This window comes from Plantactinospora sp. KBS50 (assembly GCF_002285795.1).
Taxonomy (GTDB): domain Bacteria; phylum Actinomycetota; class Actinomycetes; order Mycobacteriales; family Micromonosporaceae; genus KBS50.
In genome coordinates this window covers 5,924,273-5,951,242 of record NZ_CP022961.1, presented here as the reverse complement: position 1 = coordinate 5,951,242, position 26,970 = coordinate 5,924,273, and the positions used below count along the sequence as shown (strand labels likewise).

Below are 26,970 nucleotides of genomic sequence, written 5' to 3'. Positions count from 1 at the left end.
GTGATGCCACGCGAAGCCGTACTGATCGGTCGCCGCGAGCCCGGTACGCGTGGAAATCAGGCCCGGTCGCGAAACGGCGGCCGGCGACCAGCCGGCCTGGGCACCATGCCGTACGCCCGCCCTACGCTCGGTGATGCCCTGATGCTGCGAAGGTCCCGCACATCGTGTCCGGGGTGCCGGCCGGCAGCGGCGGCAGGCTCAGGGTTGCCGCGCCCGCAGAGCCGGGAGTGGGGATGGCTGTGTGTGTTCCGCCGTGATCGTGGCTGAGCCTCGAGGTGCCACCCACTTTCCCGGCTCGCGGGCGGGCCGGGTGGAACGGGCGCGGCACCGACAGCCGTAGACCCTGATGCCCGGGAGCGGTGGGTATGGCTGCGTGTGTTTCGTCGAGATCGCTTGGCTCACGGTAGGAGATGCCACCCGCCGCTTCGTCGTCTGTGAGATTCGGTAGACCGCTGATGGAGATCCGCGACCTGCGTTCGCATCGTGAGAAGGTGCCGGCAAGTCCGAACCCGCAGACCAGGGCCATTCGCCAAGACTGACCGATGAAGGGGAGCACGAGGGTGGCGAAGCTGTGGATCGGCGTGGACATCGGCAAGACCCACCACCACGTAGCCGCCGTTGACGGCGACGGCCGGTTGGTCTACTCCCGTCGGGTCGCCAACGACGAGACCGCCCTGCTCACGGTCATGGCCGAGGTGTCGACGCACGGCCGGCCGGTGTGCTGGGCGGTCGACGTCACCACCGGCCTGTCCGCGCTGCTGCTGACCCTGCTGTGGCGGCGTCAGGTCCAGGTCCGCTACGTCTCCGGGCCCGTCGCCTTTCACATGGCCGCCGCGTTCGCCGGGGAGAACAAGACCGACGCCCGCGACGCCGTGGTCATCGCCCAGACCATCCGCATGCGCCCCGACATCCCGATCCTGGAACCGTCTGACCGGCTCCTCGCCGAACTCACCGTGCTCACCGGCTACCGCGCCGACCTCGTCGGGCAGCGCGTCGCCACCCTGTTCCGGTTGCAGGAACTCCTCACCGGGATCAGCCCCGCCCTCGAACGGGCCGTGGACCTGAACCGGAAGGCCCCGATGATGGTCCTCGCCTGTTGGCAGACTCCGGCCGCGATCCGGCACGCCGGCGTCGACCGGATCACCGCCCTGCTGCGCCGCGGCCACGTCAAGAACGCCGTCCAGGTCGCCGAGGCGATGGTCGCCGCCGCCCGGCAGCAGACCGTGAACCTGCCCGGCCAACGGGCCGCCGCGGTGGTCGTCGGGCAGATGGCCACCGAGATCCTCGCCTTGGAGCAGCGCATCGCCGCCGTCGACGACCTCATCGCCGACCAGCTCGACCAGCACCCGCTGGCGCCGATCATCGAGAGCATGCCCGGCATGGGACCCCTACTCACCGCCGAACTGCTCGTGCACACCGCCGGCATGACCGAGTACGACAGCCCCACCAAACTCGCCGCCCACGCCGGCCTGGCACCCGTTTCCCGCGACTCCGGAACGGTTGCCGGCAACCATCGGCCGCCCCGCCGCTACCACCGCAGGCTGCGGCACATTCTGTGGATGGCCGCTTTCACCGCCGCCAGGGAATGCCCCACCTCGCGTGCCTACTACGAGAGGAAACGCGCCGAAGGAAAGAACCACCGCCAGGCCATACTCGCCCTCGCCCGACGACGCGTCGACGTCCTGTGGGCACTCATCCGCGACCGCAAGACCTTCACCCGACCGGCATCAACCATCCGCGCCGCAGCCTGAACCAGACCGCTCTCCGCCGACTCGACCAGGTCCGGCCGGCCGATCCACCCTGCCCGCCAAGATCATCCGGAGTCACATGGAGACTCCTATTGTGTTTCGACGTTAGTGGGTCGCACAAGCGCGTTGCTGTGATCGCTTGTTGAAGATCAACAGAATAGGCGTAATCCCTGCTCAGGACTTGCTTCGGTCAGTTCGACGCGCCCTTGCCGAGATTCGGCGAAGTTGCCGCTTCGCTTTAGTCTACGGTGCCGCAAGAGCTTGGGCCAGCAGCGTGGCGCGCTTGGCTGCGCGTGCCGGGTGGTGATGACCCACCGGGTGGTGATGACCCACCCGAATAGGGACTGCGTAGAAATCGACACACTCCCAACCCGGTCGTCGACATGTCGCGCGCGGTGCTCCGACGGCCGCTCTTAAGCTCCGCCGTCGGATAACCACGGTGTCGGCAGCTGAATGACGTTGTTGCGTGCCTTGTCCTCAAGGTAGCGGTCGCGCCAAGTATGGTTCAGGTCGGTTGCCTGCTTCTCGATGTGGGTGGCGAGCGCCAGTTCCGCAGGAGTGTCCAGCCCGAGGAATTCCAGCGTCCGGAATATCTCCCGTCGTGGATCATCAACGAGATCTTCGTAGGTCAACCTGAGTGGTTCGATGCCGTTCAGCTTGAACCAGCTTTCCCAGCCGAAGTTGTCGGCGACGACGTTCTGATGCAGCGTGTCAACGAGTGGGAAGTCGTACATAGGGGTGCGGCCGAGGTCGGGATCAGTGCTCTTCCAGCGGTCGGTCTGGTATGCGATGGCCCAGGATACAGCTTGCGCAAGCGTGTCGCGACGCCGGGTGAATACGAAGTGTGTCAGCTCCGGCAGGTAGTGCTGGAGCATCTGAACCGACGTCTCCCCATTCCAAGATCGCGCCCGTTCCAACTCTCCGACGACACGGGCGAGGTGACGCCACATGATGTTGATGCCGAATATCCCGTTCGGCGTGCGGGCCTGTCGACGCGCAAATTTAAGGTATTCGTGGTAGGTGCTGAAGCGGTGGTGGCGGAAGGCGGTGGACTGGATCTTCGCATTGAACGGCTCCACGACAGGCCTGCCCGCTATGCCGGTCTGTTCGAGAAGCGCGGAGTAGAGCGTACTGCCTGTCCGTTCGACGCTGCAGATGGCGTAACCAATCACTTAGCTTCCTTTCGCGGCGTTACGCTGCTCCGGAATGCCCGACGTCTCCGAGCGCCTCGGCGCATAGGCCTTTCCGTAACAGCGAGCGATCGATGCCGGTGACACAATTGATCCGTCCTCGCGCGTGATGATGGCCAGCACATCGGGGCGGAGCCACAGGCTCTCACGGTCGGTTTCGGTTGCGGAATCGTCGAGCCGGTCGGGCAGGGCGGGCGCGCGTACGTCGTCCAAGAGAGTGTCAACGAGTGACGGAAAAGTGACGTACATCACCGCAGCGCGAACAACGACGTCGTCCAGTTCGTCATGTCCAACGTGATGCTTCAGCGCTTCCAGCATCGCCCACGTGTTGGCCACCCGACGGATGAGCCGCGGATTGGAGGGCAGCAGCATGGTGTACGACGCGAGCAGATGAGCTTCTCGACGTTCGATGGCTTTCGGGGTGGCGGCTGCCCGCGCGTCATCGGCGACGCGCTCCCGCTCGGCGGCCAGCGCCGTGGGGTCGTCCTGGGCCGGCCGCGCGTCGGTGTCGGGTGGCGGCCCACCCGTCGACTGCGCGTCGGCGGCGGGACGCGATTCGGCTGGCGGCCACCTGCCGGTGCGGGTCTCGGCCGACACGGCAGGCATCGTGATGCGTTCGAGGAGATGCCCGACGTGGTCTGCCGTGAGGTCGGGCACCAGGACTGTGTGGTCGAAGAGCTTCTGCAGGAAGTCTCCACCCAACGTGCGTACGGGTGACCCCAGATCCTTGAACGCGTCGTACTCTGTGGTGAACGCCGTTCGTACCCAACGCCCGTCGGCAAGCACCAGCACGACCAGCGGGGCCGGATCCCGCCACCCGTTCCGCAGCGAGGGTGGTGCGCCTGGCGAGCGTTCCTTCAGGAGAGTGTGAACCGTCTCGAGGTAGGCAACCACCGTCGGCACCGAACAACGGTCTAGTTCGTCCATGACCAGGACGATCGGACGTCGGTTTCGGCGGCGCGGTGATCGGACGTACACGAGCTGAGCGACGAGACCGGCGATGCCCAGCCCACCCAGCACGATGAGCGGCAGCCATGCCGGACCGGCCATCTCGGGTAGTGCCACCGACCCCGCGACGCCGACGATCGAGCCGGCGATGACCGCCCAGACGGCTCGGGCTCGCCAGTTCGGCCGTGTGTACCAGCGGGAACGAGGAGGGTCCGCGGACCAGTCGACACTGCTAGGGGAGCCCTGCCAGATCGACCGTGAGGCCGATCGGACCGTCACGGGGGTGGCCAGTCCGACCACGAGCGCGGTCGCGAGGGCGACCGAAATGGCGATCAGATGGCGCTGCACCCAGGCCGACCAGTCCGCGTTCGAGAGAACCGTCTCGGGGCGAGAGTAGATCAGGCGTCCAGCGACGGTACCGATAATGATCCACATTACGACGGCGGCGGTTTCCACGAGCGGGCTGCTGCCGGTGCGTGGACTCCAGCGGCGAAGGTTGGTAACCATGTCGGCGACCTCGCCGAGCGGGTTGTCATCGGCCCGCAGATGAAGTCGGCCGAGGGCGGGAGAGGCCCAGAACAGCGAACGGGTGATGACGGCGGCGACCGCGAAGAGGGCGGTGGCTGCCGTCAGGAACGTCTGCAGAATGGTCAGCGTCTGGTTGAGCTGGGCAGGCGCCGCGCTTCTGATGGCCATGGATCCGAAGACCACCACCGAGACGATGAGCATTGCCGCAAGGGATGCCGGTGACCGCGCGATCCGGCGTCCGACCCCGGTCACGGTCATTCCGATCCGAGCAACGAGACTGCGTTCACTCCGGATGCCCCGGTTGATCGCTGCGGCCACGGCCCACCAGTGCGGAGCGATCTCGGATTCGCGCCAGGCGTCGAAGTTGACCACGACCGGGTCGCGTGGCAGCGCGGCGATGCCTCGGCCGTTTCTCCCCGGGGTCTCAGTCGGGCTGGGGGAAGGTGTCGCGCTCGGTGTGTGGTTCCGCATTTCCTCGACCAGGAGGCGAGCGAGCGTGGTCTTTCCGGCTCCCCACCGTCCGTCGATGCTGACGACGACGCTGCGATGCGAATTCGCGCCGCCCGGGGCGATCAACTGGCCGATCACACCATGGAGATGACGAGCCAGGATCACCCGGCCGAAGTAGTCCGCGGCGTCGATCGCGTCCGCGGTGACGATCGCTGAACGGACGATGTCGGGCGCAAGCAGCTTGGTGGTGTCTATCTGATCTGCAAGGAGGGACATCGAGACGCCCTGGCCGGAGCCGATGGCGAGGACGTCCTCTCCTCGGACTTTTCCGAACGCGATGGCCCGTAGGTCGTCGGCGGGGGCGGTGATGTGATCGGGGTACCCGACGCCGGTGTTCGGGTTCCACATCCGGATCGTGCCGTCGATGCCTGCCGACATGACGAGACCAACGTCGGCGACCTGGGTGAAGCCGACAGCTCGCACGATGCCGGAGTGACCAGTGAGACGCCCGAAGAGGGGAACACCGGCCTGCGGATCCCACAGCTGCACGGTGCCGTCGTCACTGGCCGACGCGAGGAATGGAACCCCGTCGACCTGACCGAAGGCCACCGATCGCACGCCGCCCCTGTGCCGTCGAAGGGGATCCATCAGAGACGCGCCCGTCTCGGCGTCCCACAACCGCACCGTTGCGTCGTCGCCTGCAGACGCGAGCACGTACCGGTCTCCGACAAGCCCGAAGGCAACGGACAGGGCGGTGCCGGAGTGGCCGGTCAACGGTTCGGCGGCAGGAACACCGGCCTCGGCGTCCCAGAGCCGGACGGTGCCGTCCGCGCCTGCGGACGCGAGGAACGTGCGGCCATCGGTCTGGCCGAATGCCACGGCCCGGACTCCCCCGACATGACCCTGAAGGGTCCGGTGGCCAGCGTCGTCCTCGCTCGGATCCCAGAGCCGAACCGTGCCGTCGATGCCGGCGGACGCCAACACCGGGCGGCGGCTGACGACGCCGACCGCCACCGACAGGACGGCGCCGGTGTGGCCGCGCAGTCGGCGGACCGGAGCCCCGGTGCTCGCCTTCCACAGTCGGATAGTGCTGTCCGCGCAACCACCGGCGAGGAAGTCCTGGCCGTCTGCCTCGCCAAATGTCAGGGACCACATCGGATGACTGACGGCCAAGCGCAGCCAGGAGTGCTCCATGGTCCGGCCATCACCTGATTCCCACGCGAGTGTGCTCAGTTGCCCGGCCCTCTCTGAGTCATACGAGATCACCCGAGATTGCAGTGTTGCTGAGTGGGAAGGGTCACCCACCGGGGACCCTCCGACCCGCCGTACCGAAGTCGACCTTGCCGGCTACGCCGAGCGTACTTGGCCGGGGCAATCCCCGCGTCCGACCAATCGTCGAAGCCGTGGTCCGGCCGGCCCGGGCGGAAGCGGTGATGGGCGTCGAAGCGGCAGGCGGCGGGGTGTGGCCGGCCCCGGGGCGGCTACCGGCCGGGCTTGATCTACCAACGCGATTCGCGCACCACCGATCGGCAGCACTCGATCGACTTCCAGCGACTTGCTAGGCTGAGTCGCCCGGTTTCGAGAGCGGCGGCCACTCCCGAGGAGCCGGCGCGCAGGCGGTCCCGCCGCCCGTCGTGCCGCTCCGGATGGGGCGGTGACCGGTGCCGAGTTCGGGATGGACCACGGAACGAGTCATGAGCGGTGCACGTTGGCAAGGGGGAGGTCCCGTGATGACCGGTCCCGTTGTCGCGATGCCGTGCCCACGCCATGCCGCGTAGCGTCGCCCTCGGCCTGGCCGGTGCTCCGACGGTCGTCGTCGAGGCCAGCCTGCGGGCCTGCCGTGACGTGCTGGCACGGGTCTGCGATGTCCGGGGGATCACGGGCGGACCGAACGGCCTAGTGGAGGGAGCATTCGCTTCTTTGGACGCCGCCCGGCTCTCCTCGGCTCCCGTCGCCGGCTGTGTGCTGGGAAGCGGCCGCCGTGCGCTGACTTCCCAGGGCATCGCGGCGATAGTCGACCGGTTGGAGGCTGCCCGTATCGATGCGCTGGTGCTCGCCGGGGGAAACGGGACCATGGCTCTGCTGGATGCCGTAGATGCGGAGTCGCGCAGCCGCGATCTCTCGCTTCAGACCGTCGGGATTCCCAAGACCATCGACAACGACCTGCTCGGCGTCGACTTCAGCCCGGGGTTCGGGTCCGCCTCGCGCTACCTCCGCCTGACGGTACCCGGCATCGCTCGCGATCACTCCACCATGTCGTCGATAGAGCCGATCCGCGTCGTCGAGACCATGGGGCGCGGGACCGGCTGGTTGGCGGCCGCCGCCGCGGCCGCGCTCGTTCTGGAGAATGCGAACCTGGCCGCTGATCTGTGCCTGATACCCGAGCGTTCCGACACCACCATCCCGCAGATCCTCGATGCCGTGGAAAACGCGTTGGCGGCGCAGTCGAGGGCCTTCCTCGTCTGCAGTGAAGGGTTTCCATTCTCGGGCTCGCGTGACGACTACCGCGCCGGCAACCACAGCACGCTCCTGCTCGGTGGGGTTTCCCGGCGCCTGGCGCGGATGCTCGAGGCGCAGTTGGGTCGTCCTGCCCGGGGAGAGGTTCTCGGCACCCAGCAACGCAGCGCTTACTCATTCGCCAGCGCGGCCGACCTGGAGTGTGCCCGCCTGACGGGCGAGTGGGCCGGGCGGTACGTGCTGGAAGGGCGCCGTGGTGTGATGGCCGGAACCCGGCGACTCAAGAGCGCTCCGCTCGCCCTCGCCGTGGACCCGGTCCCCCTAGCGGGCGTGGCCGGCCGGACGAAGCCACTACCGGAGGAGTTCTGGCCGGCTGACCTCCAGCGCCAGGAGCGGTTCGGCGAGTGGTTGCAACCGATCATCGATGACGGTATCTCCGGACCGGGAAGGAGCCACGACGGTGACTAAAGCTAGGCGGGCTCGATTTCTCGGTGACGGCGTCGTCGAGTTGGCGCAGGAGATGCTGCCGGACATCGCTGCCGGTGACGTCAGGGTGGCGGTGGAAGTCTCGGCTCTGTGCGGCTCGGACAAGCGGCCGTACCGCGAGGGTAGCGCTGTCGTCCCTGGTCACGAGATCGCGGGGCGCATCGTGGCAGTCGGGGGCGGTGTTCCCACGCATCGGGTCGGGGAACGCGGGGTCGTTTACGCGCCTGTCTTCTGTGGGGCGTGCGCGTCTTGCGGGGTCGGTTTCACTAACGGCTGCCTCAAGCTGGCGGAGCTGGTCGGTTGGCAACGGGATGGCGGCTATGCGACGCACGTGGACGTGCCGGCCCAGTGCTTCATTCGCGTACCCGATGCGATGTCGCTCGACGTCGCGGTGCTGGGCCTGGACACCGTGGGGACCGCGGCCCACGGACTGCGGTGGGCGATTCGGACGCAGGTGAGGGCTGTCGAGCGCGTCGCCGTCATCGGTTGTGGCCCGCTCGGGCTCGGCGTCGCGGTCATGTCCCTGGAGATGGGGCTCCCCGTGCCGGAGGTGTTTGACCCCGTCCCCGGTCGGCTCGCAGCAGCCGTTGGCATGGGTGCGCGGAGGCTCCGTGACCTGGACGCCGAGAATCAGTACGACCTGGTCGTCGAAGCGAGCGGTTCCCGCACGGGACGCGAGGTGGCACAACGGCTCGTACGGCCAGGCGCGGTGCTGCTCGCACTCGGTGAGTCCGACGAGCCCTTCGTCATACCGGCGAACCCCCGCACGAGACGGACCAACCTGTTCAACCTTCGCACGTTCTACTTTCCGCTCTCCGAGGTCGAGGCGAACTGGGCCGCGCTCGCGCGGGTTGGCCCCGGACTCGTGTCGGTTCTCAGTAGTCGAGCGACTCTCGACGAGCTGCCCGAGGTGTTCGCCCGGTTCTATCGCGGCGAACTGCTGAAGCCCTTCATCCGATTCGACTCGCCATGAGCGCCGTCTAACACCCGGTGAGGCTACGGGCGATCTGGTCCGCCACGCGGTGAGTTCGAAGAACCGCCGTCGCCGACACCAGACATTGCTCCGGGGCGCCCAGTGAGTTCAGCACGTGGTCGACGAGTCCGACGAATCCGCGACGCAGCAGGATGCCGTCCCAACTGCCGAACGTCCGTGTCGTGGTGGTGCCGCTCTCCTGGACCATCACCATGTCGAGGTTGACGACAGTTGCCGACACGGCGTCACCGGCGATGAAGAGCCGTTCCGCGTCGTCGCCGGCGTCGCGGTTCATGGCCACGTGCGCGTGACATCGTGACGCCAACAGCACGGCTGTCGCGGCACGCAGGTGGTCGCCGTCGACGATTCCGGCCCCTTGAACCACCGCATCGACCGGAATCGCGCCGGCCCAGCAGGCCAGGTCTATCGCGTGAATCAAATCGTTGTAGACCGTACCGAAAGGCCGGTCTGGTCGGATCGACCGTCGATGCTTTTCGGAAATGATCATGGTTGGATTCGGTACGGCCTCCACCGCCGCGCGGACCATCGGCGCGAATCGCCGGTTGAACCCCACGGCCAAGAGCAGCCCCTGGGCTGTCGCCTGCTGCTCCAGGCGATGGGTTTCGTCGAGGCTCTCGGACAGCGGCTTGTCCACATAGACGTGGGACCCGGCGTCCAGACAGGTTCGAACGAGCTCGGCGTGCGCGCTGGTCGACGCGTGGATAAAGACGATGTCCGGCTTGAGCTGCAACACCTCTCCGACGTCGTCGACCACCACGTCGAGGCGATGTCGGCGTGCGAGCGCGACGGCCTTCTCGCGAGTCCGGCTGGTGAGAGCGACGATCTCGACATCCGGATTCCCGGTCAACAGCGGCAGGTAGACCTTACGAGCGATGTCGCCCGTCCCGATGATTCCGATCCGGTGCATCAAAGGGCTCCTCGCTGTCACCGACCCGCTTTCCGCCCCGCGGTTAGAGCCTACGCGTCGGTGCCGCCGTGCGTTTGCACGCTTCCGGGGGAAGGAGCCCGGCGAAGCGCCTCGCGGCGCAGGACACGAGAGGTCCGGCGGCCCGGACTGGTCCACCATCCGGCGCGTCGCGTCGGCCACCTGCCCGGGCCGGAGAGGTTGGTGTGCCGGCTCCTTCAGCGTGAAGCCGACCAGCTCGCCCATCAGGCCCAGCGCTATCGGCGGTCGCTGACGACTTGGAGCCCTACCGTGCGCAGGAGGTGCGGGCCTGGTCGACGTGGATCCTGCATCACGCCGACCGCGTGGATCCCCGGCTCAGCCGGGAGGGCATGCCGACGGCGCCGAAATCCGAGCGGGACGACCTGCGGCCGTACCTGCCGGCCGGGCACTGTTACTAGCCGTGGTACCAGCGGCGGTTCGGATGCCACGGCTGGCGGGGCGGCGGCGTAAAGGCATCCTCTCGGCGTGCTGCTGTCTCGATGCGGGCACGGCCGCCGATGGCGGTGGATCGTATGGGTTGCCGGGCATGTCGGCTAGCGGGTCAAGGTCATCTGTGTAGGAGACCTTCGCCGCGATGGTCGCCGAGCACGAGCTGGGAGAGATCGTCATCAGCCTGCCCGGCATCGGCACCACCCTCGCCGCCGAGTTCCTCGCCCACGCCGGCACCCCCACCACCTACCCAAGCGCCGCCGCACTCGCCGCCCACGCCGGGCTCGCGCCGATCTCCCGCGACTCCGGACGCCGCCAAGGTCACCAGATCCGGCCGTACCGCTACCACCGTGGTCTACGCCGGGTGTTCAGCATGCCCAGCTTCACCGCCCTGACCCACTGCCCACGATCACGCGCCTACTACGACAAGAAGAGAGCCGAAGGAAAAACCCACCGCCAAGCCACCGCCGCCCTTTCCAGACAACGCCTCAACGTCCTCTGGGTCTGCATCCGCGACAAGACCCCTTACCAGCCCAAACAGCCAAGATCGGCAGAGGTGGCGCTGTGCGAACTCGCGTAGAGACTGCGCTTGTGTAAGACCATCAGGGCGGACGTAAGTCCTGCTCAGGCCGCGCTGCGTTCGGTCTGGTGTGTCCTTGCTGGGGCTTATCGAAGTTGCTACGCCGCATCAGTAATGGCTAGCGGTCGAGCGCCTCTGAGCATCTGATCCGTAGTCAGATGATCTTGCAGGGAGTGGCGAGAGTGCGACGACGTCCGGTCGCGTCCGAAGCCAATCTGGCGACATCCCCGAAGGTCCGACCGCATATCGGCCGGTGGACTTGTTGACGCCGTTTCTGCAAGGGTGAAATCCGGCTCAGTCCCGATGAGTCCGTGCCAGTTCGCCGACGTTCGAGCAGCCACCGAGCAGCCAGGGAGCGACGCCCGCGCAACCGCTGGTGCGGGTTTTGGGGTAGCCGCCGTTGTCGTAGGTGCAGCTGGTGGTCGTTCCGCCGCCGGTGGTGCTGGTGAGGGCGTGGGGCGAGGGCTGCTGGGGTGGGGTGTTAGGAACACAATGCGATCCCAACGACCGGTCCCGTGCTCGATGGCCGCCACCTCTCCGGCGTGGTCTTGTACGGGGCGGATCAGCCTGGTCTTCCAACCCATGCCGAATGCTTGTCGGCGACATGCAGGCCACCGGAGCGTCGCCCCTGCAAGATGGTGCGCATCCGCCCTTCGATGACCTGCAGCCCGCGGTTCGATGGATGAAGAAGGTTGCGGGAGATCATGATCGGCGGTATGAGCCACGTTCCCTGGATCTTCCATGCGTCCTGAATTCGTTGCGGGCGCTTGCTCAGCCAGTACTCGTGGTTCGCCGCGACCTCCTCGAGGAATCCCTGGTCACTGGCGCCGGTGGGAATCGATTCGAGTTCTGCGACGGGAACGTCCTCGAGGCTCCAGCGGATCCGTTCGAGGTCGAGGTCTTCGTAGTCCCTGAGGAACTCAAGGTGTCCGCCGTGGTCGTAGAGCCACTGCCGCACCACGTCGTCGGGCCACCGCAGGTTCGCGATCGCTTCGAACTGCATGAAGACCCGGAGGTCTTGGTCCCGATCGGCCGGGGGAGGTTCTTCAGGAAGATCGACACGCCGCCTCGCACTCGTGGTCATCTCGTCAACATGACTGGCTCCACGAACGAAGCCCGCTCGCGTGGGACATGCATGGGCAGGCTCGTCATCGGACCGGCGCCTCAGGTCGGTGTTCACGACCATGTCAGGTCAGCGGGATCTGCCGCATTATGGTTCGGGTGGCCGCGTAGATGAAGGGTGGCGGCTCGGCGAGGCAGCGCTCGATATCGCGCCAGCGGCTCATCACGACCTCCAACTGGCCGAAGACGCTGCCCGCGTCGGCGGCTGTCAGGGCGACCATCTTGGCCTGGTGCTCTCGCACGGCGGCGATCTCCAGGCGGTGTTCCTGGATGTGGCGGTCCCGGGTGATGATCAGCCAGCCGCGACCCGCGACCTCAGGGATCCACTCCGAGTCCTTCACTGCGGGCGAGGCGATGGGGCACGGGGGGCGTTGGCGTTTGTGGATGACCGTGCCGGGGTCGCCGGGATAGGTGACGTCGGAACGGAGGCCGGCGAGGACGCGCGCGAGGCCGAGGAGGTCGGCATCGATGTAGAACCGGACCTCGGCAGGCTTGATCCTGCTCACGCCGCGCGTTGGGAGTTCTCGTAGGCCAGCGCCCACCGCACGTCGGGCACGTCGAGCTGGTATGTCTCGGCGATTTCCTCGACGTCCAGCCCTGCCTCGTCCTGCTCCCAGAGCACCTCGGTGCTGATCCCCTTGATCGACGGCCGACCGAACCGGACATCCGGGAGGATCCGCACCGGTGACTGGGGGTTGGGGTCCGGTCGCCAGCCGGCGGCGACGTCGCCGTCCCAGGTGACCCGCTCGACGAACGCCGCCGACGGAGGAGTGAGCAGCAACTGGTTCCCGACCGCGGCCACGAGGCAGTATTCCGGGTCGAGGCCGGCCTCGGCCTGGGCTTCCAGCACTAGTTTTTTGCCGGCGACGTAGGGCCGGCGGTCGGCGAGTGGGTAGGGCACCCCGAATTGCTCGCGGAGCAGGCCGATAAATGCCCGCAACTCGACCATCGGCACCCGGTGGGTGCGTCGGTATTCCCGCAACAGCCCGGCCTCGACGAACTCGGCCCACGTGACCGAACGGCCGCCGCGCGGTTCCGTGCGTAGCACCGGCTTGTGTCGGCGCCCCTTACGCTCGTCGCCCTCCAGCCAGTAGTGCAGCGTCGACTGCGCCACCCGCAGAAGCCGGGCAGCCTCCGCCTCCGAGAAGACCTCACGCTCCAGGACGCTCACCACCGTGCCAGTCTCCCACGCGTCGACTTTTCCGTGGGTCATGAGAGGGCGGTTCGGAGTGTTAGGTCCGTTTCTGGTTGAGGGTGAATACTCCGGGTTCGTCTTCGGTGAGGACGTGGCGGTTGACCATGCGTTTCGGCTTCGCGCGGGTGCCTTCGACGTTCTTGGGTGAGGGCTCGACGCCGAGTGCGAGGCAGATGCCTTTGGCGCGCATGCCGGCGGGCGCGGTGCCGAGGACATGCAGGATCTGCTGGTAGGGGCCGCTGGCGATGGTGGGGTCGTCGGCGGTGAACTCGGCGGCGGCGAGGGTGCGCAGAGTGGTGCGGGTCGTCGCCAGGTCGGCCAGTTCACCGTCGAGGCGGGCGAGTTCGCTGGTCAGGGCGGTGATCTGCTCGCGGAGCCGGTCGGCGTGCTGGCGTGTGGTGGTCTCCCGGTCGGTGATCAGGTCGAGGACGGTGGGGAGGTTCACCGGTGCCGCCAGGAGGGTGTGCTGGTTCCGGTCAGCCGCCGCACGATGTTCGCCGTCGATGCCCACAGCGTTCGGGACACCGAGGATTCTGGTCGGCTCTCGTACTCGCGCACGAGGCGGCGGTGCAGCATCAGGGTGCCGTTGACCTGCTCGACGATCCACCGCTTGCGGATCGGTACGAACCCGGGTTTGGTGTCGGATCGTTTGACGACCTCGACGTCGATGCCCAGCACGGCGCCGTGCAGGGCGAGGTCCTGCTTGAACCCGGCGTCGACCCAGGCACGGCTCACCGTCGGGGTGTGTTCGACGACCTTGTCGAGCAGCCGGATGCCGATGGTGTTGTCGGTGACCGACGCCGCGGTGATCACGACCGCGATGACCAGTCCCAACGCGTCCACGGCCAGGCCCCGCTTGCGCCCCGACACCTTTTTGGCCGCGTCCTTGCCGGTCGTGGCGGCCGGGACGTGGTTCGCCGCCCGGATCGACTGGGTGTCCAACACCACCGCGCTCGGATCCTCGGCACGGCCGACCTTCTCCCTTGCCTGGCAGCGCAGCAGATCGTGGATCACCTGGTCAGTGCCGTCGTCACGCCACAACGCGAAGTAGTAGTAGGTGGCCGACTTCGGCGGCAGGTCGTGCGGCAGGTACGCCCACTGGCAGCCCGTCCGGTTCTGGTAGAAGATCGCGTTCACGATCTCCCGCAGGTCGTAGTCGCCTGGCCGGCCCGACACCGACACCGCGACCCGCTTGGCCTTCCATGCCTGCAGAAACGGTCCGATCAGCTCCCACTGCTCGTCGGTGACATCACTGGGATACCGCTTTCGATCACCCATGACCGGGCTAACGCCTCATCCGCCCGGGCGGTCACGACCAGAACTCACATTCAACCCATCGACCGGCCGCTATCCGTGATGAACCTGCCGGAAGGCCACCAACCGGACCCAACGCATAGATCAGATCAAGTTACTGCGGACCGCCCTCTCAGGTGGTGAGTTTGAGGTAGCGCTTGTGGCAGGTCAGGGCGGCGGCGAGGGTGACGAATGCGCAGTACAGGCTGGGGTCGCGTTCGTAGCGGATGGTCAGCCGGCGGTAGCCCGTGAACCAGGCGAATGTCCGCTCGATGACCCACCGGTGCCGGCCGAGCCGGTTGGCCGATTCGACGCCGCGTCGAGCGATGCGGGGGCGGATGCCGCGCTGGCGGAGCATGCGGCGCAGATGGGGTAGTCGTAGCCCTTGTCGGCGTGCAACTTGTCCGGGCGTCGGCGCCGGGGACCACGGCGGTAGCGGACGGCGGGGATGGCCTGGACGAGCGATTCCAGGCAGCGGCTGTCGTGGGTGTTCGCCGCCGACACGCCCACCGACAGCGGCAGCCCGCCGCGCTCGGACAAGGCGTGGATCTTGCTGCCGGGCTTGCCTCGGTCGACCGGACTCGGACCGGTCAGAGCGCCCCCCTTTTCGCCCGCACGTAGTCGGCGTCGGCGGTGGCCCGGGACCACTCGATCAGCCCCTGCGCGCCGGGCTGGTCCAACGCGGCGACGTGCAACCGGCGCCACAGTCCAGCGGCCGTCCACGCCTGGAACCGGCGATGCGCCGTGGCCCTGGACACCCGAACCCGGGCGGCAGATGCCGCCAGGCGCAGCCGGTGGTCAGCACGTACACGATCGCCGCGAACACCGCGCGCGCATCGATCGGCGGTGTCCCTCCGCCCTGCCGACGCCGAGGCGGCGGCGGGATCAACGGGCCGGCCAGGTTCCACAACTCCTCAGGCACCCACTGCTGGATCAACCGCTCGTCCACAGTAGAAACGATCTACCACGAAGATCAGCCGACCACCACCTGGGACACGCTCTTAGGTGCCCTCTGAGCTGGAAGGATAGGAGTTGCGAAGCTTCTACCGTCCGGTTCGAGAGGGCACCTCGCAGGTGAGATTACGCTATGACGCGCCGGTGACGGCCGCGACGTTCGATGATCCGAATCTGGTGTCGTGTGCCGGGCTGGTGCCGGTGATGCGGCTTGCCGAGCAGGCCGGTCTGCACGATGCGGTCGCCGCTCGGGTGAGGGTGCCGACGGACAGGGGCGCGAACCCGGCCGGTAAGGTCGCCACGATCGTGGCCGGGATGTGCGCCGGCGCGGACAGCATCGACGACCTCGACGTGGCTCGGCATGGTGGCATGCGGTCACTGTTCACCAGCGTGTACGCGCCCTCGACGTTGGGTTCGTTCCTGCGCACGTTCACCCATGGGCATGTGCGGCAGTTGCAGGCCGCGGCCCGGCAGACGTTGATCGGCCTGGCCGCCCGGGTGCCGTTGCTGGCCGGCGCCGATGTGCTGACCTTTGTGGACATCGGTTCGATGCTGCGGCGGGTCTACGGCAAGCGTAAGCAGGGCATCGGGTTCGGTCACGCCAAGGTCGGTGGCTACAACTTCAAACCGCCACCTGCTGCGTTGGCTGAAGACCGTCGTGGTGAGCGAGGTGGAAAAGGCGCTGTTCAAGTGTCAGGTGGGGATCGAGAAGGCGTTGTGTCACAGCCTGTGAAGTGTCGAAAGGGAGAATGGTCGACATCGAAACCGGGGCATCTGATCTGCTCTGGGATGAGTCTGGCGGCTACCCACTTACTGGCCAGGTGGTGTCCGGCATATAGGCGGCGCGAGCTCGATCTGCGGCTTTCACGTGGAACGTGGGAAGGCGGAGCCGATACGGCTGTCCGGGTGATCGGGCGGCGAGAGGGAGCGTTCCGACCGGTAGCTCCGGGAGGGGCTGAGTACCGATGCGGCGACGCTGGCGGACTGGCCCGTAGTAGTGGTGAAGCTCCTGCTTGACGCGGTGGGGGTGGAGCGAAGGGCCAGGTCATTCGTGGTTCGGAGATTCGATCAACCGGGCCCGGTTCGGGTCGGGGAGGAGTCGGGTGGCCGAGCAGCAGTCACCAGGCAAGCCGTTCGAGATCTCCAAGATGGAGGTCTGGTGGGCGTGGGAGAAGGTCAGGGACAACAAGGGTGCCGCTGGGATCGACGGACAGTCGATCGCCGATTTTGAGCAGGATGTGCAGAACAACCTGTACAAGATCTGGAATCGGATGTCGTCGGGGAGCTACTTTCCCCCGCCGGTCAAAGCGGTGGAGATCCCCAAGGCCGGGGGCACCAGGACGTTGGGGGTGCCGTCGGTGGGGGACCGGGTAGCGCAGACCGTGGTCGCGGCGAGGCTGGAAGCGCGGATGGAGCAGATCTTCCACCGCGACTCCTACGGCTATCGTCCTGGCAGGTCGGCGCTGCAAGCAGTCGAGCGGACCAAGGAACGCTGCTGGCGGATGAACTGGGTGGTGGACATGGACATCGCTAAGTTCTTCGACAGCGTCCCGTGGGATCTCGTGGTCAAAGCCGTGGAGGCCAACACCGACCAGCCGTGGATCATCTTGTATGTGAAGCGGTGGCTGGCCGCGCCGATGGTCACCGCGGACGGGACCGTGATCCGTCGGGAGCGGGGAACCCCGCAGGGTTCTGCGGTATCACCCGCGCTGGCGAACCTGTTTCTGCACTACGCGCTGGATGCGTGGCTGGCACGGACGTTCCCGGACGTCGAGTTCGCCCGCTACGTCGACGACGCGGTGGTGCACTGTCGCACCGAGGCCCGTGCCGTCCAGGTGCGGGACGCGATCGCCGAGCGGATGCGGCAGGTGGGCCTGCAACTGCATCCGGACAAGACCCGGATCGTCTACTGCCAGGACAGCAACCGGCGAGGCTCGTATGAGCACACATCGTTCACGTTCCTCGGTTTCACATTTCGGCAGCGTGGAGCACGTAACCGGCGGGGCCAGACCTTCAACGGGTTCCTACCGGCGCGCAGCGACGCGGCCCAGATGAAGATGAACGCGACGGTGCGCTCGTGGAAGCTGCACTACAAGACGAACTTGACCCTTGCCGATCTCGCGCGCTGGATCAACCCGATCGTGCGGGGTTGGATGCAGTACTACGGAGCGTTCTACCGCTCCAAACTGCACCCGCTCCTGGAACGCATCAACGCCTACCTGATGCGCTTCCTCCGTCGGAAGCTCAAACGGCTGCGGAGCAAGAAGAAGGCCCTCCAGCACTGGCGACGAACCGTCGAGAAGCGACGGAGCCTGTTCGCCCACTGGAGATGGGTCACCTCGCTCTCCACCGTCTGGTGATCAGGATGACAAGAGCCCGGTGAGCCGAGAGGTTCACGCCGGGATCTGTGGGAGCCGGAGGGTGAGACTCCCTCCGGCCACCCGACAGGGCACTTCCTATATCCAGGGCCCCGTCGAGTCGACCTTCATCGGTGGATCGAGGCTTAGACGCTCGCGTCGTGACGGCTTTCAGCAATGCAAGTCCGAGTGAGCTAAGTGAATGCAAACTGCTGTTCCCATTGCGGGCCGTCACGATGAGGCCCGCTTTCCGGAGAACCTTCGCGTGTTTGCTGGCGCCGGCCAGCGAAATGCCCAGACGGTCGGACAGTTCGCCGGTCGTGCAACCGTCGGCCATCACCTGCAGAGCGGCCGCCCGGGTATGCCCGACAAGCGCACCGAGTGCGCCTTCTTCGTCCTCCGACGGGGCGCGCAGAACCGACGCTGTCTCCCCGGTCACCGGCACGGGCACCACCAATTGGACGCTGCCGCCGGCATCCGGATCCATGACTAAGCCCGGAGTAGTTCCCAGGAACAACGACATCTTGAAGGAAAGTCCTCGCCCGGACAAATAGACGTCACGATCGCGGCCGTCGGGAATGGTGAGCACGGGTGGCTCCCAGCTCAACAGCGGATGCAGCGTGCGCAGGAGGCTGTCGACGCCCCGCTGAATGACGTGCTGTCCGCGGGCCTCGCGGTAGGACTGGAGGTATCGACGCAGCGAACTCCAGTACGGCAGGACCGCGAGCCGGCAGAAGTCGAACACGACCGGAACCGCCCGCTGCCGTGCCCCCTGGTGCGCAAAGTAGCCGTGAGCAGGGATTTTGGTCTCCCGGTCGGCCAGCCAGAGCAGGTCGGGCACCGGCTGGTGGCGGCGCAGCAACTCGGTCACGTCGTTCAGTCGGCGACCGACGGCCACCTCGGCCTGCCGCCGCCAGTCGCGGAAGACCGGGTTGGTGGGACCGCTCAGCATCTGCAGCGCGAAGATGCTCTCCAGCACCGGCGAGGCGCTCTCGACCATGCGCACTCGCGTGAGGTCCTCCAGTTCGAGGTGAATCCGCATCGACGCCCCCCATTGGTAAAGCCGGCTCCGCGCCCCGTTGTGCGCGGATGGGTATCCCGAATTGCCAGCGCAGGCCAGTAAGACTCGGACTAACGGCCAAAGGAAACACCTCGGCATCGTGAAAAGGGCTTACCCCGACGCGCGGCAGGAGGTATCGAAATCACGCTACTCCCCGTAAAGTAGTGATCGCTGTCAGTCTGCCGGGCCCGGTGGGCGTGTCAACCGCCGACCTAATCGAAAGCCGCTGCGGAAACGAGTTGACAAATGCGGCGGCTCAACCCTTCCGAACGGAGACCGGGCCGTCGGTGGCCACGGCGGAGATGGTCCGGCTGCTGCGCGGATCGGACTCCAGTTGCTTGCCGACACTGTTTCCGGCGGTGACCACCCGATACGTGGCCGAGCCGGTCGGGACGACCACGGTCACCGCTCCGCCGTAGGACTTGGCCTCGACGGATCTGGGTGGTTCGGCGAAGGAGAGCCGCACGTTGCCGTCGTTGGACGCCACCGCCTTGACGGTGTCGGCCCGCGCCCGCTTCACCGTGATGTCACCGCCGTCGCTGCGGAGTTGCATCGTGCCGGCGATGTCGTTGGCGCTGAGCGACGCGTCCGCGCTCAGCCGCGCGGTCAGCCCGTTGCGCAGACCGGTGACCGTGACGTCGCTGCCGACGCCGTCCAGGTTCAGCGAGACGCCTTTCGGGACGGTTACCGTGTACTTCGCCGAGCAGTCCTTAACCACTCCGCCGCAGGTGGCCCTGAGGTGAAGCGTCCCGTCGTCGAGCGACATGGCCGAGTCGCCGTCGGCGATCTCGCCGCGCACCGAGCGCTTGACGTCGATGCCGCCGCCGGCACCCGCCTTGATCTGCACCGCGGCTTCGGTCGCGACGACCTTGAGTGTGGTGCCGGACAGGTTGAACGATCGTGACTCGGACTGTTCTGGTCCGGACTTCGCCTTCTCCTCGCAGCCGGCCATGGTTGGCACGGCGGCCGCAGCGGCCAGAATGAGCGCCATCGTCTTGCGCGGTCTCACGGGTCCTCCCGACGCATCGAAGCTCGTTCCTCGAGCATCGACCGCGGTCGGCGAAGGGGCATCTACCGATCGGCAGATATTGCCAAGATCAATCGGTGGAAGGCTGGCTGGCGTAACCGGCTTCCCACGCGTACACGGCCACGCCGACGCGGTTGCGCACGTTGAGTTTGCGCTGGATGGCCGCGACGTGGGTCTTCACCGTGCCGGGCGAGATGAACAGCTCGGCGGCGATGTCGGCGTTCGTCTTGCCCTGCGCGACCTGTCCGGCAATCTCCACCTCGCGGGCGGTCAGCGACTCGGTCGGCGCGGGCAGCGCCGGTGACGGCTGGGTGACGTGCTTCAGCAGGCGCACCGTGATCGACGGACTGATCATGCTGTCGCCGGCCACCGCTGCCCGTACCGCCTCGATGATGAGAACCGCTCCGGACCGTTTGAGCAGGAAGCCCGAGGCGCCGTAGCGCAATGCCGGGTAAACGTACTCGTCGAGGTCGAACGTGGTCACCACGACGACCTTGACGGACCTGGTCGCCGCGGAGCCAGCCACCAGGCGGGTCACTTCCAGGCCGTCCATCCGCGGCATCCGGATGTCGACTAGGAGCACGTCGGGTCGCAGGCTCTGCACCAGCTCCACGGCTGCCACACCGTCAGCCGCCTCACCGACCACCGAGATGTCGGACTGACTTTCCAGGATGCGCCGCATGCCCTGGCGAACCATCGCTTGGTCGTCGGCGATCAGAACTCGGATTCCCATCCCGCTCATCATGGCATATCCCGGACACGACGCGGCGGCCGCCGGAGCCAGCCCGAAGCTGACCGGCCGGCGGCCGCGAAGCCCTGTCGGGAGACCTCAGTCGTGGTCCTCGCCGGTCTGCGGCCGGTCCCGCGGCCGGATCAGGAACCCGGCGACCCGGAGCAAGATCTCGTTGGCGTTGCGAAGCTCCTCGACCTCGCGCTCGAGCCGCGCGATGCGGTGCTCCTCGAGCGCGTCCTGGTCGTCGGAGGGTACTGCGCGCCGCTCGGAGCGCGACGGCTCGTCTCCCCGCTCCTCGTCTCCAGCCGGCAACTCGAACGCTCCTCCCGCCAGTGCCTCACCGATGTGTGTCACCCGTCCTCCGGTCACCGGGACGGTCCTCATGATCGTGCGTTGCGGCGCAGCGTGCCCGCCGCGAAGGTCACGGCCACCAGGACCAGCGCGACCGCGGCGATGAGGAACGGGCTCGGCCCGGCCGGCTCGCCGTCGCTGCGCACGGTGCCCATGAAGTCCAGGAATGCGATGCCGTTGATAATGACGTACCACCAGAGCAGGTAGACGGCCTGGAAGAGGCGTTGCGTGCGGCTCAGCACGCCCAGGGCCAGCGCCAGGGAGGGAATGAAGAGCGCGCCGGCGCACCAGGCGGCCACCCCGGCGTTGTCGGCCGCGGCCACCATCCGGATCAGGGGCGCGCCGCCGGTGACCGCAGTGAGCAGGACGCCCGCGCCCCACTCGGCGACGAGGCGCCGCCGCACCCACGGGTAGGCGCCCAGGATGCCGTCCACACCGTACTCGTAGCGCTGAGTGCCGAGCCGGGACCAGATCAGGACCGGCCAGATCCACGCGATGGGCAGGGCGAACAGCGTCACGGCACCGATCGGCAGCGCCAGGCCGGCGATGATGATGAGCGCCATGCCCAGCCACCACCAGCGGGAGACGCCCTGGATCAGGATCCGGAACTCGCCGGCCAACAGCCGGCCGTACGCGCCGCCCTGTTTCGGCACCGAGCGAGGTAGCCCGGCTGCCGGCGCGACGGCCTGGGGGCGGGCGAGCACCGCGACGCCGCCGACGGCGAGTTCCCCCGGTCCGGCCGGCGTGCCGTCCGGCATCCCGGTCCCCGGGGCGGCCGGGCCACCGGCCGGCGCCGACGCCGTACCGTGCCGACGCGACGGGTCGAAGCGCGCGAACCACCACACCGGCACGAGCGCGAGCAGCAGCGAGATCAGCACCATGGCGAGCCGGCCGAACAGGTATCCGGCGGTGACGTCGAGGCCGTCCCAGACGAACGTGCGCAGCGGGTTGTCCAGATAGACTAGGCCGAGGCTGAAGCCACCCTCGGAGATGTCGACGCCCTGAGCGGACATGCTCTGCGCCATGGAGGCCGCGACCGCGTGCACCCCGATACCACCGAGTGGGGCGTCCGGTGACTGGCCGCCGATCGCGACCGCGAGCCAGACCACGAACCACAAGATGTTGCCCAGACCGCCCTTGAGCAGCGGGACGGTCTCGAACAGCAGGGCCATGCCGGCGGTGAACGCTACCAGCGGAAGGGCGATGATCAGGAAGGGCAGGAGCAGGTCGACCGGGTCGATCGACATCTCCTCGCCGCGGGCCAGCTGCAGGATCAGCGCGGTAACCGCGAGCACGCCGACCATTGAGCTGAGCACCAGGCAGTTGCTGAGGAATTTCCCGGTCAGATAACTGACCGTGCGCATCGGCGTGGCGGCGAAGAGCTGGCCGACGCCGGTGCTCTCGTCCCGGCTGACACCGTTGCGCACGACGTAGAACCCACCCAGGGTCAGCCAGAGGGCGCTGGCCAGGGCGATCAGGGTACCCATGTAGGCCGAGTTGTAGACGCCGCGGTGGGTGCCGATGTACATGACGACCCAGCGGGCGTCGGAATCCGGTGCCGCGAAGTAACCCAGGGCCACGGCAGCCACCAGGATCACCACGTACGCGGGCCGGCGTATCCGGTCACGGAAGTCGGCAACCGCCAGGGCGGTGATGTCCCGGGCGATCATCGCCGTACCGCCCGCGCCGGGTCGACGGACCGCCCGGCCGCGAAGTTGATGACGGCCAGGTAGGCGTCCTCGAGGTCGGGCGCGACACGGGTCGAGTCCGGGCCCGGCTGCACGGGGGAGAGCAGCCGGACCCGGACGCCTGCGGTGGTGCGGACCAGGCGGCTGATGACGTACTGGTGCTGTAGAACCGACACCCGATCGGAGGGCACTACGACCTCCCAGACCTGCCCGTCGACCTGGCGCAGCAACTCCTCCGGGCTGTCCCGGCGCAGCAGCCGCCCCTGCGCGACGATCGCGATGTCGGACGCGACCGACTCCACATCGGACACGATATGGGTCGAAAGCATGACGACCCGATCGGCCGCGAGGTCGCTGAGCAGGTTGCGGAAGCGGACCCGCTCCTCGGGGTCGAGGCCCGCGGTCGGCTCGTCCACGATGATCACCTGAGGGTCGGCGAGCAGCGCCTGCGCGATGCCGACCCGCCGGAGCATGCCGCCGGAGTACTTGCCCAGCGGTCGCTTCAGTGCCTCGGTGAGGTTGACCATCGCGAGCAGCTCGTCGATGCGGGCCTTGGCCGACCGGGCCGAGAGGCCCTTGGCGGCGGCCAGGTAGCCCAGGAACTCGCGCGAGGTGAGGTTGGGGTAGACGCCGAAGTCCTGCGGTAGGTACCCGAGTGTCCGGCGCAGCAGGTCGGGCCGGGCCACGACGTCGTCGCCGTTGAAGAGCACCCGCCCGGACGTGGGCTTGGTGACGGTGGCCGCGATCCGCATGAGCGAGGACTTCCCGGCGCCGTTCGGGCCGAGCATGCCGAGCATGCCGGCGTCCATCCGGAGCGTCATGCTGTCGACGGCCCGCTTGTCCCCGGCGTAGATCTTGGTGATGTCGATCAGTTCGAGCATGGCACGGTCTCCTAGCCGGCTCGTTGGACGCTGGCGGTACCGTCTGCGGCGGAGACGGTGATGGAACGGGAGCTCTTGTCGTCGGAGGCGAGACTCGCGGAGTCGGCGCCGACAATCCGGTACGTCCCGGAGTCGTTCGGGAGAGTCACCTGGACCGAACCGCTGGCGGTCGCCTTCACCCGCTCGGGCGCCATGAGGAAGCCGAGGTCGATGTTGCCGTCGCCCTTGGTCTGTGCGGTCACCTCGGTGGATCGCGCGCTCGTGACGGTGATGGAGCCGCCCCGGGTGGCCAGGCTCAGTTTCCCGGTCGGCCCCGCCACGCGCAGCGTTCCGTCGTCGGTGACCGAGGCGTCGATGTCGCCGGTGAGAGAGTCCAGGGTCACGGCACTGCCGGAGGCGTTGACCCGCAGGGCCGTTCCCTGCGGCACGGCGACCGTGTACCTGCCCTCGCAGCTGACCACGATGCCCGAGCAGCGCAGCCCGAGCTTGAGCGTGTCGCCCGACATCGTCCACGTGGCGTTGCCGTCGTCAGTCGCCTTGCCCTTCAGTTCGCGCTGCACGTCGACTGATTCGCCGGTGCCGCTGATCACCTTCACCGCGGCCTCGGACGCGTCGATGCGGAGAACCTCTCCGGGAAGGGGAAAGCTCTGAGATTCGGTTTTCGTCGCCTCGCTGTTGCCGCATCCGGCGGCGCCGGAAGTAATGGCGGCAACAAGGGTGGCAACGAGGAGTCCCTTTCCCTTGGGGGGCATGATCAAGTCCTCCGATCGCAATATCTGCTGACTGCTTCATCATGGCGATCCGGAAGAGGAGAGACATCTGCCGTTCGGCAGATCTGTGGCCAGCGGAAACAAGGAACGAGCCGGCGGCGAACGGCCCGAATGCCCGGCCGTAGCGGCGGGAGGACGCCACTGGGCGGGTCGAGGGGGTCCGGTCGAAGATCCGGCTCAGGCCCCGGAATCAGTCAGGCGGCGGCCGGGCCGGGGAACCCCTCGTGCGTCGTCACTTCCAGGCGGTGTATGGCCCCGGCTGCCCTGGCGGCAGAGCCAACGTCGGCGGCTCCGGCGCGGTCACGGCCAAGATCGGCGCCGGGAAGGCGCAGCGCACCTGCCAGCCGCTGTCCGTGTGGCCCGCGCTCAGGTGCCCGCCCAGGGCGCGGACCCGCTCCTCGATGCCGATCAGCCCGGTGCCTCCGCCGGTGCGACTGCCGACCAGGCCGCTTCCGGACCGGCCATCGTTGTCGACCAGGACCTCGAGTTCGGGGCCGGGGAGCGGGCGCAGCACGACGCGTACCTCGGCGGCGCGGGGTGCGTGTCGCCGCACGTTGGTCAGGGCTTCCAGCACCACCGCGTACGCCGCGGCCTCCCGCTCCGGGTCGAGGGCGTGGATCAGCTCGGCCGGCAGGTCGAGGGTCGCCGTCATGGCCGTGCCGGAGGAGAACCGGTCGACCAGCGCGGGCAGGTCGGCCAGGCGGTACACCCGCACCGGAGGGGCGTCCTCGCTGCTGTCGCCGTTCGGGTCACGCAGGGTCCGCACGGTCTGGTCCATGGACTCCAGCGCCCGCAGCCCCGCGACCTCGATGTGCGAGAAGATCGCCCGAGCCCGCTCGGCGTCGAGCGGCTCGAGCTGGGCCGCCTGTGCCTCGAGCACGATGCCGGTGACCTCGTGGGCCACGAAGTCGTGCAGGTCACCGGCGACCCGCAGCCGCTGGTCGCGGCGGGCGGTACTAACGGCCTGGCGACGCTTGTGGTCCTGGCCGCGCAGATAGAACCCGATGCCGATCGCTATGGCCGTGGGAAAGACGGTCAGTGCGATCATGATGATCGATCCGCTGAGCACGGACTGGTCCATCCGCAGCGTGAACCGTAGGGGCAGCAGGATCGTCGTGAGCACGCACGGCGCACCACTCACGAGAGCCTTGCGCTCGCCGGCAAGCCGGATCGTCATGCCGGTCAGAAGCAACAGAGCCAGCATCTCGAATGGCAGCCAGAACAGTGCGAGCCCGGGCGGCCCGGGGTAGGCGATGTCGACCGTGAGCGATATCGCCGATACCGCGGTGGCCGCGGTGATCATCGAGATTCCGCGCTGCGGCCATCTGATGAACACCACGGCCACCGCGGTCGCGGCAGGAATGGCAACGATCAATCCAACGGGGGGCGCGATGATCGCCGGAGCGAGAACCAGGAGGGCCAGAACGGCGGCCCATGAGTGCCTGTCGCGCCATGCTGCGAGCGATCCGCTTCCCATGCGGACAGCCTATGTGAGGCGATCATCGGCTGGCATCGGTAACATTTGAAGTCGTCGAGGAAATCTGTCGTTCTGCAGATATTCGGTCGGCCGGGGCGGCGGGTGCCACCACCTTGGGCCGGGGCCGCGACCACCGGCGCATGGCTGGCTTCTCGACGAGATTGTGCAGCAGCCAGGCCAGTGAGCCATTCCGTGCAACGTTGCGGTTGCTGTCTGTAGCCGACGAGATGCGTGGAAAGTCGGAGACGCGCCGGATGATCGCGGCTACGTAGGAACGGCGCAGAACCTCGATAAGAAGGTGGCCTCCTACAGCTCAACTTCATAGAGGTCCTGCGCCGACGATGAGTGTCACATACACCGCTGTCCTGCCGGTACGCGAACACACCGTGGACGTACTCGCCGGTCTGCTCACCACGGAACGCGCCCGCCGCGGTACCCGTGCCGGAACCCGCGCTCTGCCATGCCGTGACCAGGCGGTCCTGATCCTGCGCTGGTTCCTCGACAGCACGCGGATGCGGCAACTCGCCCGGGACAACGCGATCAGCCTCTCCACCAGCTACGACTACCTCCACGAAGGCATCGATGTTCTCGCCGCCCGGTCACCGACCCTGCACGGCGCCCTACTCGCGGCGAAGGCCGCCGGCCATGACTACGTGAACATCGACGGGATTCTGGTCGAGACCGACCGGTGCCGCACCCCGGGCCCTACGGAGGGCGTCGACCTGTGGTGGTCCGGTAAACACGACAACCACGGCGGCAACGTCCAGGTCGTCACCGTGCCCGACGGCTGGCCGATCTGGACCTCCGGTGTGCGGCCCGGCCGCGAACACGACACCACCGCCGTCCGCACCCACGCCGAGATCCTGCCCGCCCTCACCGCCGCCGGCTCCGACCTGCGCACCCTCGGCGATCTGGGCTACGAGGGCGAGTCCGGCACCATCACCGTCGCGTTCAAGAAGCCGAAGAACGCCAAGCTCAGCCTCGTCCAGCAGCAGCTCAACAAGGCCCACAACAGCCTGCGAGCGATCGCCGAACGCGGCAACTCGCTGCTCAAGATGACCTTCAAGGCGCTGCGCAACGTCAGCCTCAACCCATGGCGGATCGGCAAGATCGTCGCCGCCGCGTTGGCCGTTCTCCACATCGAGCACGACCGCACTACATGACAACCCTCAGTAGTCAGAACCTTGCACGGAATGGCTCATTCACTCGACCGGCACCGGTGATCCGCGCGGCAGCCTGAACCAAACCGCTCCCCGCCGACGCAACCCCATGCGCCGGTCGATCCACCCTGCCCACCAAGATCAAC

At 67.5% G+C, this 26,970-nt stretch carries 24 protein-coding genes and 1 pseudogene; 8 read left to right on the top strand and 17 right to left on the bottom strand.

What is annotated here, in order from left to right:
* The first annotated feature begins 560 nt into the window (after positions 1 to 560).
* Positions 561 to 1,751: an IS110 family transposase gene (locus CIK06_RS25705; protein ID WP_095566964.1), complete on the top strand. Its 1,191-nt coding sequence runs from the start codon at positions 561 to 563 to the stop codon at positions 1,749 to 1,751.
* Positions 1,752 to 2,161: 410 nt separating this feature from the next.
* On the opposite strand, the gene CIK06_RS25700 is transcribed toward CIK06_RS25705, so the two are convergent.
* Positions 2,162 to 2,920, bottom strand: a complete 759-nt coding sequence (locus CIK06_RS25700) for a Stf0 family sulfotransferase (protein ID WP_095566963.1) — start codon at positions 2,918 to 2,920, stop codon at positions 2,162 to 2,164.
* Positions 2,921 to 6,058, bottom strand: coding sequence for a WD40 repeat domain-containing protein (locus CIK06_RS25695; RefSeq protein ID WP_095566962.1), 3,138 nt, complete (start codon positions 6,056 to 6,058; stop codon positions 2,921 to 2,923). It lies immediately after the preceding gene.
* Positions 6,059 to 6,631: 573 nt separating this feature from the next.
* Between CIK06_RS25695 and CIK06_RS25690 the strand changes: the two genes are divergently transcribed.
* Together CIK06_RS25690 and CIK06_RS25685 are read left to right on the top strand one after the other, a co-directional pair.
* A complete protein-coding gene (locus CIK06_RS25690; RefSeq protein ID WP_095566961.1) occupies positions 6,632 to 7,789 on the top strand; it encodes a 6-phosphofructokinase in 1,158 nt (385 codons plus the stop codon).
* Positions 7,782 to 8,780: an alcohol dehydrogenase catalytic domain-containing protein gene (locus tag CIK06_RS25685; protein ID WP_157756945.1), complete on the top strand. Its 999-nt coding sequence runs from the start codon at positions 7,782 to 7,784 to the stop codon at positions 8,778 to 8,780. Before CIK06_RS25690 ends, CIK06_RS25685 begins: the two co-directional genes overlap by 8 nt.
* 7 nt (positions 8,781 to 8,787) lie before the next feature.
* On the opposite strand, the gene CIK06_RS25680 is transcribed toward CIK06_RS25685, so the two are convergent.
* Positions 8,788 to 9,708 carry a Gfo/Idh/MocA family protein gene (locus CIK06_RS25680; RefSeq protein ID WP_157756944.1) on the bottom strand — a complete coding sequence of 307 codons (921 nt, stop codon included), beginning with the start codon at positions 9,706 to 9,708 and terminating at the stop codon, positions 8,788 to 8,790.
* Between the two features lie 275 nt (positions 9,709 to 9,983).
* Here CIK06_RS25680 and CIK06_RS29680 point away from each other — a divergent pair, with 275 nt between their 5' ends.
* Together CIK06_RS29680 and CIK06_RS25675 are read left to right on the top strand one after the other, a co-directional pair.
* Positions 9,984 to 10,145 (top strand): hypothetical protein, encoded by a 162-nt coding sequence (locus CIK06_RS29680; RefSeq protein ID WP_157756943.1) that lies wholly within the window; start codon positions 9,984 to 9,986, stop codon positions 10,143 to 10,145.
* A gap of 176 nt (positions 10,146 to 10,321) precedes the next feature.
* Positions 10,322 to 10,756, top strand: a complete 435-nt coding sequence (locus CIK06_RS25675; RefSeq protein ID WP_232533863.1) for a transposase — start codon at positions 10,322 to 10,324, stop codon at positions 10,754 to 10,756.
* A gap of 562 nt (positions 10,757 to 11,318) precedes the next feature.
* Here the strand turns inward: CIK06_RS25675 and CIK06_RS25670 are convergent.
* The 6 genes and pseudogenes from CIK06_RS25670 to CIK06_RS25645 all read right to left on the bottom strand — a co-directional run bounded on the left by CIK06_RS25670 (position 11,319) and on the right by CIK06_RS25645 (position 15,303).
* A complete protein-coding gene (locus CIK06_RS25670) occupies positions 11,319 to 11,840 on the bottom strand; it encodes a hypothetical protein (protein ID WP_095566958.1) in 522 nt (173 codons plus the stop codon).
* 103 nt (positions 11,841 to 11,943) lie between these two features.
* On the bottom strand, positions 11,944 to 12,384 hold the full coding sequence (locus CIK06_RS25665) for a hypothetical protein (RefSeq protein WP_095566957.1): 441 nt from the start codon (positions 12,382 to 12,384) through the stop codon (positions 11,944 to 11,946).
* Positions 12,381 to 13,052 (bottom strand): DUF433 domain-containing protein, encoded by a 672-nt coding sequence (locus CIK06_RS25660; protein ID WP_198348018.1) that lies wholly within the window; start codon positions 13,050 to 13,052, stop codon positions 12,381 to 12,383. The genes CIK06_RS25665 and CIK06_RS25660 overlap by 4 nt, the downstream gene beginning before the upstream one ends.
* Before the next feature lie 58 nt (positions 13,053 to 13,110).
* Entirely contained in the window at positions 13,111 to 13,518 is a 408-nt protein-coding gene (locus tag CIK06_RS25655) for a hypothetical protein (RefSeq protein WP_095566955.1), read from the bottom strand.
* The gene (locus tag CIK06_RS25650) at positions 13,515 to 14,351 is read right to left on the bottom strand and encodes an IS5 family transposase (protein WP_095565938.1); all 837 of its coding nucleotides are present in this window, start codon (positions 14,349 to 14,351) and stop codon (positions 13,515 to 13,517) included. Before CIK06_RS25650 ends, CIK06_RS25655 begins: the two co-directional genes overlap by 4 nt.
* A 148-nt stretch (positions 14,352 to 14,499) precedes the next feature.
* Positions 14,500 to 15,303, bottom strand: a pseudogene (locus CIK06_RS25645) (IS5 family transposase).
* A gap of 95 nt (positions 15,304 to 15,398) precedes the next feature.
* Between CIK06_RS25645 and CIK06_RS32630 the strand changes: the two are divergent.
* Both CIK06_RS32630 and ltrA read left to right on the top strand, forming a co-directional pair.
* Positions 15,399 to 16,337: a hypothetical protein gene (locus tag CIK06_RS32630; protein ID WP_369916031.1), complete on the top strand. Its 939-nt coding sequence runs from the start codon at positions 15,399 to 15,401 to the stop codon at positions 16,335 to 16,337.
* 86 nt (positions 16,338 to 16,423) lie between these two features.
* Positions 16,424 to 17,680: a group II intron reverse transcriptase/maturase gene (ltrA, locus tag CIK06_RS25635; RefSeq protein ID WP_198347944.1), complete on the top strand. Its 1,257-nt coding sequence runs from the start codon at positions 16,424 to 16,426 to the stop codon at positions 17,678 to 17,680.
* On the opposite strand, the gene CIK06_RS25630 is transcribed toward ltrA, so the two are convergent.
* The 8 genes from CIK06_RS25630 to CIK06_RS25595 all read right to left on the bottom strand — a co-directional run bounded on the left by CIK06_RS25630 (position 17,655) and on the right by CIK06_RS25595 (position 25,664).
* Complete coding sequence (locus CIK06_RS25630) at positions 17,655 to 18,719, bottom strand: helix-turn-helix transcriptional regulator (protein WP_157756942.1); 1,065 nt, start codon at positions 18,717 to 18,719, stop codon at positions 17,655 to 17,657. The two genes, ltrA and CIK06_RS25630, sit on opposite strands and share 26 nt — an antisense overlap.
* A gap of 274 nt (positions 18,720 to 18,993) precedes the next feature.
* Entirely contained in the window at positions 18,994 to 19,746 is a 753-nt protein-coding gene (locus CIK06_RS25625) for a DUF4097 family beta strand repeat-containing protein (RefSeq protein WP_157756941.1), read from the bottom strand.
* A gap of 88 nt (positions 19,747 to 19,834) precedes the next feature.
* Positions 19,835 to 20,506, bottom strand: a complete 672-nt coding sequence (locus CIK06_RS25620) for a response regulator transcription factor (RefSeq protein WP_232534375.1) — start codon at positions 20,504 to 20,506, stop codon at positions 19,835 to 19,837.
* 87 nt (positions 20,507 to 20,593) lie between these two features.
* Positions 20,594 to 20,866, bottom strand: coding sequence for a hypothetical protein (locus tag CIK06_RS25615; RefSeq protein ID WP_157756940.1), 273 nt, complete (start codon positions 20,864 to 20,866; stop codon positions 20,594 to 20,596).
* 11 nt (positions 20,867 to 20,877) lie between these two features.
* A complete protein-coding gene (locus CIK06_RS25610) occupies positions 20,878 to 22,518 on the bottom strand; it encodes an ABC transporter permease (RefSeq protein WP_095566951.1) in 1,641 nt (546 codons plus the stop codon).
* Positions 22,515 to 23,417 (bottom strand): ABC transporter ATP-binding protein, encoded by a 903-nt coding sequence (locus tag CIK06_RS25605; RefSeq protein ID WP_095566950.1) that lies wholly within the window; start codon positions 23,415 to 23,417, stop codon positions 22,515 to 22,517. Before CIK06_RS25605 ends, CIK06_RS25610 begins: the two co-directional genes overlap by 4 nt.
* Positions 23,418 to 23,428: 11 nt before the next feature.
* The gene (locus CIK06_RS25600; RefSeq protein ID WP_157756939.1) at positions 23,429 to 24,169 is read right to left on the bottom strand and encodes a hypothetical protein; all 741 of its coding nucleotides are present in this window, start codon (positions 24,167 to 24,169) and stop codon (positions 23,429 to 23,431) included.
* A 250-nt stretch (positions 24,170 to 24,419) separates the two neighbouring features.
* Positions 24,420 to 25,664 (bottom strand): sensor histidine kinase, encoded by a 1,245-nt coding sequence (locus CIK06_RS25595; protein WP_095566948.1) that lies wholly within the window; start codon positions 25,662 to 25,664, stop codon positions 24,420 to 24,422.
* A 341-nt stretch (positions 25,665 to 26,005) separates the two neighbouring features.
* On the opposite strand from CIK06_RS25595, the gene CIK06_RS25590 reads away from it, so the two are divergent.
* On the top strand, positions 26,006 to 26,827 hold the full coding sequence (locus CIK06_RS25590) for a transposase family protein (protein ID WP_095566947.1): 822 nt from the start codon (positions 26,006 to 26,008) through the stop codon (positions 26,825 to 26,827).
* Positions 26,828 to 26,970: the final 143 nt, after the last annotated feature.

Coding starts and splice junctions, on each gene's coding strand:
- CIK06_RS25630 (WP_157756942.1), bottom strand. CDS start 18,719: ATGCGGATTCACCTCGAACTGGAGGACCTCACGCGAGTGCGCATGGTC.
- CIK06_RS25610 (WP_095566951.1), bottom strand. CDS start 22,518: ATGATCGCCCGGGACATCACCGCCCTGGCGGTTGCCGACTTCCGTGAC.
- CIK06_RS25695 (WP_095566962.1), bottom strand. CDS start 6,058: ATGGAGCACTCCTGGCTGCGCTTGGCCGTCAGTCATCCGATGTGGTCC.
- CIK06_RS25605 (WP_095566950.1), bottom strand. CDS start 23,417: ATGCTCGAACTGATCGACATCACCAAGATCTACGCCGGGGACAAGCGG.
- CIK06_RS25650 (WP_095565938.1), bottom strand. CDS start 14,351: ATGGGTGATCGAAAGCGGTATCCCAGTGATGTCACCGACGAGCAGTGG.
- CIK06_RS25600 (WP_157756939.1), bottom strand. CDS start 24,169: ATGCCCCCCAAGGGAAAGGGACTCCTCGTTGCCACCCTTGTTGCCGCC.
- CIK06_RS25595 (WP_095566948.1), bottom strand. CDS start 25,664: ATGGGAAGCGGATCGCTCGCAGCATGGCGCGACAGGCACTCATGGGCC.
- CIK06_RS25690 (WP_095566961.1), top strand. CDS start 6,632: ATGCCGCGTAGCGTCGCCCTCGGCCTGGCCGGTGCTCCGACGGTCGTC.
- CIK06_RS25670 (WP_095566958.1), bottom strand. CDS start 11,840: ATGACCACGAGTGCGAGGCGGCGTGTCGATCTTCCTGAAGAACCTCCC.
- CIK06_RS25675 (WP_232533863.1), top strand. CDS start 10,322: ATGGTCGCCGAGCACGAGCTGGGAGAGATCGTCATCAGCCTGCCCGGC.
- CIK06_RS25680 (WP_157756944.1), bottom strand. CDS start 9,708: ATGCACCGGATCGGAATCATCGGGACGGGCGACATCGCTCGTAAGGTC.
- CIK06_RS25620 (WP_232534375.1), bottom strand. CDS start 20,506: ATGAGCGGGATGGGAATCCGAGTTCTGATCGCCGACGACCAAGCGATG.
- CIK06_RS25590 (WP_095566947.1), top strand. CDS start 26,006: ATGAGTGTCACATACACCGCTGTCCTGCCGGTACGCGAACACACCGTG.